Origin of the sequence: Streptomyces sp. SID14478 (assembly GCF_010548525.1) — a bacterium.
Lineage (GTDB): Bacteria > Actinomycetota > Actinomycetes > Streptomycetales > Streptomycetaceae > Streptomyces.
Genome location: NZ_JAAGMG010000166.1, coordinates 1 through 210, shown reverse-complemented (window position 1 = coordinate 210; position 210 = coordinate 1). Strand labels below are relative to the sequence as shown.

The 210-nt window shown below is 80.5% G+C and carries 1 pseudogene; it reads left to right on the top strand.

The window, feature by feature from the left end:
• Positions 1–210: pseudogene (locus tag G3I40_RS06375) on the top strand (RDD family protein); the annotation flags it as partial.

Genomic DNA, 210 nt, shown 5'->3' with positions numbered 1-210 from the left:
AGCGGCCCGCGGCGCCCGAGCGGCCCGCAGCGGTCGAACCGGACCGTACCGACGGCACCGTCGCGATCCGCGCCGTGCGCCCCGGCGCCGACAAGGCCCCGCGCGGCGAGGGCACGATGGCGATCCGTGCCGTACCGCAGCAGGCCGCCCGGCCCCAGGCGCAGGCCCAAGCCCAAGCGCAGGCCCAGCCCCAAGCTCAGCCCGCCGCCG